Annotated in this window: 6 protein-coding genes and 1 pseudogene; 3 read left to right on the top strand and 4 right to left on the bottom strand. The window is 63.8% G+C overall.

The window, feature by feature from the left end:
• The 3 genes from leuS to holA all read left to right on the top strand — a co-directional run.
• The coding region (gene leuS / locus QZ213_RS22740; RefSeq protein WP_291688334.1) for a leucine--tRNA ligase at positions 1 to 1,804 on the top strand (1,804 nt) is incomplete at its 5' end.
• Positions 1,791 to 2,342, top strand: coding sequence for an LPS assembly lipoprotein LptE (gene lptE, locus QZ213_RS22735; protein ID WP_291688333.1), 552 nt, complete (start codon positions 1,791 to 1,793; stop codon positions 2,340 to 2,342). The genes leuS and lptE, both read left to right, overlap by 14 nt.
• A gap of 127 nt (positions 2,343 to 2,469) precedes the next feature.
• Entirely contained in the window at positions 2,470 to 3,498 is a 1,029-nt protein-coding gene (gene holA / locus QZ213_RS22730; protein WP_291688332.1) for a DNA polymerase III subunit delta, read from the top strand.
• Between the two features lie 159 nt (positions 3,499 to 3,657).
• On the opposite strand, the gene QZ213_RS22725 is transcribed toward holA, so the two are convergent.
• The 4 genes and pseudogenes from QZ213_RS22725 to QZ213_RS22710 all read right to left on the bottom strand — a co-directional run.
• Complete coding sequence (locus tag QZ213_RS22725) at positions 3,658 to 4,536, bottom strand: ParB/RepB/Spo0J family partition protein (protein WP_291688331.1); 879 nt, start codon at positions 4,534 to 4,536, stop codon at positions 3,658 to 3,660.
• Between the two features lie 162 nt (positions 4,537 to 4,698).
• Complete coding sequence (locus QZ213_RS22720; RefSeq protein ID WP_291688330.1) at positions 4,699 to 5,550, bottom strand: ParA family protein; 852 nt, start codon at positions 5,548 to 5,550, stop codon at positions 4,699 to 4,701.
• Positions 5,547 to 6,245 carry a 16S rRNA (guanine(527)-N(7))-methyltransferase RsmG gene (gene rsmG, locus QZ213_RS22715; protein WP_291688329.1) on the bottom strand — a complete coding sequence of 233 codons (699 nt, stop codon included), beginning with the start codon at positions 6,243 to 6,245 and terminating at the stop codon, positions 5,547 to 5,549. Before rsmG ends, QZ213_RS22720 begins: the two co-directional genes overlap by 4 nt.
• Positions 6,246 to 6,280: 35 nt before the next feature.
• A pseudogene (locus QZ213_RS22710) lies at positions 6,281 to 6,503 on the bottom strand (tRNA uridine-5-carboxymethylaminomethyl(34) synthesis enzyme MnmG); the annotation flags it as partial.

Raw genomic sequence — 6,503 nt, 5'->3', positions numbered from 1 at the left:
GCAGGCAGCAGCTGCGAAGAATCCAAAACTCGCGGAGTTCATCGCCGAGACAAAACGAATCGGCACCGCGCAGGAAATCATCGACACCGCCGAGAAGCAGGGTTTTGACACCGGCATCCGCGCGATCCACCCGTTCGATCGGGGCTGGAAGCTGCCGGTCTACGTGGCAAACTTCGTGCTGATGGAATACGGCACCGGCGCGATCTTCGGCTGCCCGGCGCACGACCAGCGCGACCTCGATTTCGTCAATAAATACGGGCTCGGCAATACACCGGTGGTCTGCCCCGAAGGCCAGGACCCCAAGACGTTTGTCATCACCGACACCGCCTATGACGGTGACGGCCGCATGATCAATTCCCGTTTCCTCGACGGCATGACTATCGAGCAAGCCAAGGAAGAAATTGCAAAACGGCTGGAGGCGGAGCTGCGCGGCAACATGCCGGTCGGCGAGCGCCAGGTGAATTTCCGCCTGCGCGACTGGGGCATTTCGCGCCAGCGCTACTGGGGCTGCCCGATCCCGGTGATCCACTGCCCGAAATGCGATGTGGTGCCGGTGGCCGACAAGGATTTGCCGGTGGTGCTGCCGGAGGACGTCACCTTCGACAAGCCCGGCAATGCGCTCGACCACCATCCGACCTGGAAGCACGTCGCATGTCCGCAATGCGGCGGCAAGGCGCTGCGGGAAACCGACACCATGGACACGTTTGTCGACTCGTCCTGGTACTTCGCCCGCTTCACCGATCCCTGGAACGAGAAAGCGCCGACCACACCTGGCGTGGTGGACCGGCTGATGCCGGTCGACCAGTATATCGGCGGCGTCGAGCACGCGATCCTGCATCTGTTGTACAGCCGCTTCTTCACCCGTGCCATGAAGGCCACCGGCCATATCGGCATCGACGAGCCGTTCGCCGGCATGTTCACGCAGGGCATGGTGGTGCATGAGACCTATCAAAAGGCCGATGGCAGCTACGTCACGCCGGCCGAGGTCAAGGTCGAGTCCGGCGCTAATGGGCGCCGCGCCAGCCTGATCACGACGGGCGAAGACATCTCGGTCGGCCCGATCGAGAAGATGTCGAAGTCGAAGCGCAACACCGTCGATCCCGACGACATCATCGCGACCTATGGCGCCGATGTCGCGCGGTGGTTCATGCTGTCGGACTCCCCGCCCGACCGCGACGTGATCTGGAGCGACGAGCGGGTGCAGGGCGCCTCGCGCTTCGTGCAGCGGCTGTGGCGGCTGATCAACGAATCCGCCGAAAGCTCCAAGGCGGCGCCGGCGGCGCGGCCGGCTTCATTCGGTCCCGATGCGCTGGCCCTGCGCAAGGCGGCGCACGGAGCTCTGGACAAGGTCTCCACCGGTATCGAAAGGCTGCATTTCAACGTCTGCCTGGCCTATATCCGGGAATTCTCGAATGCGCTCGGCGAGGCGCTGGCGCGGGAGGGACAGCCGTCCCCCGATCTGGGGTGGGCGATCCGCGAGGCCGCCGTCATCCTTGTTCAACTGGTCGCGCCGATGATGCCGCATCTGGCCGAGGAATGCTGGCAGGCGCTGGGACAGACCGGCCTGGTCTCGGAAGCCGATTGGCCCAAAATCGAACGTGATTTGCTGGTTGAAGACACGGTGACGCTGGTGGTTCAGGTCAACGGCAAGAAACGGGGTGATGTAACCGTGCCACGGGGTGCCGAAAATCCGGAGATTGAGGCTGCCGTTCTGGCCCTCGATGCGGTAAGACAGGCCCTGGGCGGCAAGGCCGTCCGCAAGGTGATCGTTGTTCCCATGAGGATCGTGAATGTCGTTGGCTAGGTTTAGCATCGCCGCCCGGCTTTTGGCCGTGGCCGCCTTGGCGGCGCTGACGGCCGGCTGCTTCCAGCCGATGTATGCCGAGCATGCCGACGGTACCCCCGGCCTGCGCGAAAAGCTGATGGGCGTGGAACTGCCGCCGATCGACAAGCCCAATGCCTCGCGGGACGCGCGGCTCGGGGTCGAAATCCGCAATGCGCTCGCGTTCAAGCTCTACGGCAGCGCCACCGGCATGCCGCCCACCCATCGGCTGGTGATCCGGTTCAGCAGCAGCCGCTCGTCGCTGATGATCGACCCGAACACCGCGCTGCCCTCCAGCGAGAATTACGGCATCGATGCGCAATACAATCTAATCGAGCTCGCTTCGAACAAGTCGGTCATGACCGGCACGACGTTCTCGCGGGTGACCTACGACATTCCTGGCTATTTGCAGCGCTTCGCCCGTGCCCGCGCCTACCGGGACGCCGAGGATCGCGCCGCCCAGGAAATCGCGGAAAATATCCAGACCCGGCTGGCCTCGTTCTTCGTCGCCGGCACCTGAAACCTCGCAATTCCGGGAAGCGCATTGGCGCGAACCCGGGATCCATGACCGTGATCGGGAGTATGGATTCCGGACGGCTGCCAGGCCGCTTCCGGCATGACTGAGGCTAACTCGGAACGGGTTGATTGTGGTCGCGCTTCGCGGAAAAGAAATCGATGCCTTTCTCGCCCGGCCCGATCCGGGCCGGCCGATCATCCTGCTCTACGGCCCCGATGCCGGCCTCGTCCGGGAGCGCGCCGACGCGCTGCTGGCATCCGCGGTCGATAATCCCAACGATCCTTTCGCGCTGGTGAGGCTGGATGGCGACGAGCTTTCGGCCGAGCCGTCGCGGCTGGTCGATGAGGCGATGACGATCCCGCTGTTCGGCGGCCGCCGCGCGATTCGCGTCCGTGCCGGTTCCCGCAGCTTTGCCAGCGGCGTCGACACGCTGGCGGAGGCGCCGCTGAAGGATTGCCGCATCGTGATCGAGGCTGGCGAGCTGCGGCCGGAATCGCCGCTGCGCAAGGCCTGCGAGCGCGCCAAAACCGCGGTCGCGATCGCTTGCTATCCCGATGGCGAGCGCGACCTTGCCAAACTGATCGACGACGAATTGCGGGTCTCTGGTCTGCGCATCGCACCGGATGCGCGCGCCACGCTGGTATCGCTGCTGGGCGGCGACCGCCAGGCCTCGCGCAACGAATTGAAGAAGCTTGCGCTGTACGCCCATGGCAACGGCGAGGTCACGCTCGACGATGTGATGGCGGTGGTGGCGGACGCCTCCGAGCTGAAGCTCGATCCGATCGTGGACGGCGCCTTTGCGGGAAAGCCGGAGCTGGTCGAGACCGAATTCGCCAAGGCCATGATCGCCGGCACTTATCCTGGCATGATTATCTCCGCAGCCCAGCGGCAGGCGGCATGGCTGCACAAATCGGCGCTGGCGCTGGCGGAAGGGACGCCATTGTCGACGTTGCTCGACAGCGGATTTCCGCGCCTGCACTTTTCGCGAAAGCCGATGGTCGAAACCGCTCTGCGCAATTTCAATCCGGCGCGGCTGGCGTCGATCATTGATCAACTTGCGGCCGCGGCGCTGGAGATGCGCAAGCAGGCGCCGCTGGCGGCCGTGATCGCGCAACGTGCGCTGCTGGCGATTGCGGTAAACGCGCGGAGGCGGGGATGAGACGAGATTCGGAAAATGTATCGGGCGACTGAATTTCGAAATCGGCCGGCAGGATACCCGAACCATGTCGGACTTGCCTGAGCGACCGGCATCAGGACGAGGGACATTTGCACCCTTGGTGCCCCAGCCGCCGATGCGTCCCGCAAGAGCGGGCGGTATTCAGGCTCCCCTACCCAGCCTGCGCACGACCTCGTCGAGCTGGTCGAGGTCGCGGTAGCGGATATGCACGGTGCCCCCGGGAGCGCGGTGATCGATGTTGACGGCGAGCCCGAGCGCGTCGCTGACGGTCTTTTCCAGCGCGACCGTATCGGGATCCTTCAGCTTGCCGGCGCGCGCCTTCTGCGGCTTGCGCTCCGGGACGCCCTCGACATGCGCCAGCGCCTCGGCCTCGCGCACGTTGAGGCCTTGCTCGACGATGCGCTTGGCGGCGGCTACCGGATCGGGCACGCCGATCAGCGCGCGGGCGTGGCCCGCCGACAACTGGCCGAGCGCGATGTAGGCCTGCACCTCGGCCGGCAGTTTGGTCAGCCGCATCATGTTGGCGACATGGCTGCGGCTCTTGCCGACGATTTTCGCGATCTCTTCCTGGCTGCGTTTGAATTCATTGGCGAGCGCGTGATAGCCCTGCGCCTCCTCCATCGCATTGAGGTCTTCGCGCTGCACGTTTTCTATGATGGCAAGCTCAAGCGCGTCGCTGTCGCTGACGTCGACCGGCACGATCGGCACGTCGTGCAGGCCCGCGATCTGCGAAGCGCGCCAGCGGCGCTCGCCAGCGATGATCTCGAAGCGGTCCTGCGCACCTTTGACCGGCCGAACGATGATGGGCTGGATCACGCCGTGCTGCCTGATCGAGTCGGCGAGTTCGCCGAGCTCGGTATCGGAAAACGTGCGCCGCGGGTTGCGCGGATTGGGTTTCAGGAATTCGATCGGCACCTTGCGCTGCGCGCGCGGCCGCTCGACATGCGCGGCCTCGCCGCCCACATCTCCGATCAGACTTGCAAGACCGCGGCCCAGTCGCGAACGCGCTTCGTCGGCCATCGCCAGCTCCCTTGGATTCAACTTGAGCGCTCCTGTTTTACCCACCGTCATTCCGGGGCGCGTCGCCAGACGCGAACCTGGAATCCCGATTAGAATCGTATCGTCTCTTCGAGATTCCGGATCAATCCGCTGACGCGAATCGTCCGGAATGACTTGTCCGGGCTAATGCGTGCGCAGTTCACGCTCGCGCTGGATCACTTCGGTCGCGAGCTTGAGATAGGCCTCGCTGCCGACGCATTTGAGATCGTACACCAGCACCGGCTTGCCGTAGGACGGCGCCTCGGAGATGCGCACGTTACGCGGGATCATGGTGTTGTAGACTTTGCTGCCCATGAACTGGCGGACATCCGCGACGACCTGGTTGGACAGATTGTTGCGGGAGTCGAACATGGTCAGCACGATGCCGTGGATCGACAGGCTAGGATTGAGCGTCGAGCGCACCTGTTCCACCGTCTGCAGCAATTGCGACAGACCTTCGAGCGCGAAGAACTCGCACTGCAGCGGCACCAGGATCGCGTCGGAAGCCGCCATCGCGTTGACGGTGAGAAGATTGAGCGACGGCGGACAATCGATCAGCACATAGGTGTAATCGGAGTCAGGCGAGACGTTGGTGTTCAGCGCGCCGATCGCATCGCGCAGCCGGAAGGCGCGGCCGGGAGTCGTTCCGAGTTCAAGTTCGAGGCCCGACAAATCCATGGTCGACGGCGCGATATGCAGCCGCGGCACCGCGGTCGGCACCACCGATTCGCGCAGACTGGCCTCGCCGATCAGCACGTCATAGGTTGAACAGTTGCGGTTGCGGCGATCGATGCCGAGACCGGTAGAGGCGTTGCCCTGCGGATCGAGATCGACGATCAGCACGCGCTCGCCGATTGCCGCGAGCGCGGTGCCGAGATTGATCGCGGTGGTGGTCTTGCCGACGCCGCCCTTCTGGTTGGCCAGCGCCAGGATGCGCGGATGGCCGGGTAGGGTTGGCGCCTTATCCTCTTGATAAATTTGATCAATTACGGTCATGCGCGGGTGCCATAAGCTTTGGCGGACGGCTCACGTCGCTCGATGCGGTCGAGCTCGACGATCCAGCCGTGTCCACCGGTGCGGCTGGAATGCAATTGCGGATCAATCTTCCAATATTTAGTGGCCTCCGTCAATTCGGCCTCTACATCTTGGCCTTTAAGAAACAGGGCTTTTGCACCCCGCTTCACCAGCGGTTCTGCGAAACCGATCAGTTGGTGTAGCGGAGCTACTGCCCGGGCGGTGACGCAATCGACGGGGCCGCTGATTCTATCCACACTATCCCCGATGTCGGCGAGATGAACAGTGCCTGGTGATTGGGTGACCCTCAGTGCTTCGCGCAGGAAGGCGGCCTTCTTGGCGTTGCGCTCAACCAGATGGACCCTCGCTCCTGGTGTTTCCGCCAAGGCGCAGGCGAGGACCACGCCGGGAAAACCCCCGCCGCTGCCGAGGTCGACCCAGATCTTGGCAGACGGTGCGATGGTCAGAAGCTGTAGCGAATCGGAGACGTGGCGCGTCCACAGATTCGGAAGGGTCGATGGCGCTACCAGATTGGTCTTGGCCTGCCACTCCAGTAGCAGATCGAGATATCGATCCAAGCGCACCTCCGTTTCACGTGAAACAGGCGTAAGCTTCAGCGCCTCAGCCTTGTCCAGGGCTGGCTGAGGCGACGCGAGCTCTTTCGATGTATTGGCCATGGGATCGTGGGGGCCTTGTTTCACGTGAAACAGATTTACGCGACGACAGACGTCTTACGCCGGGCTTCCCGTCGCAGAAAGGCTGCTAGGATGCCGAGCGCTGCGGGCGTCATGCCATCAAGCCGACCCGCCTGCCCCACGGTCCGCGGGCGCGCGGCCTCCAGTTTTGAACGCGCCTCATTGGAAAGCCCCGGCACCATCAAGTAATCGATATCGCCAAGGATCAGCCCTTCGTCGCGCCGGAAGGCATCGACATCG

This window comes from Bradyrhizobium sp., from assembly GCF_017881085.1.
Classification (GTDB): Bacteria; Pseudomonadota; Alphaproteobacteria; order Rhizobiales; family Xanthobacteraceae; genus Bradyrhizobium.
The sequence above is the reverse complement of the archived record's forward strand: the minus strand, read 5'-3'. Positions and strand labels throughout refer to the sequence as shown.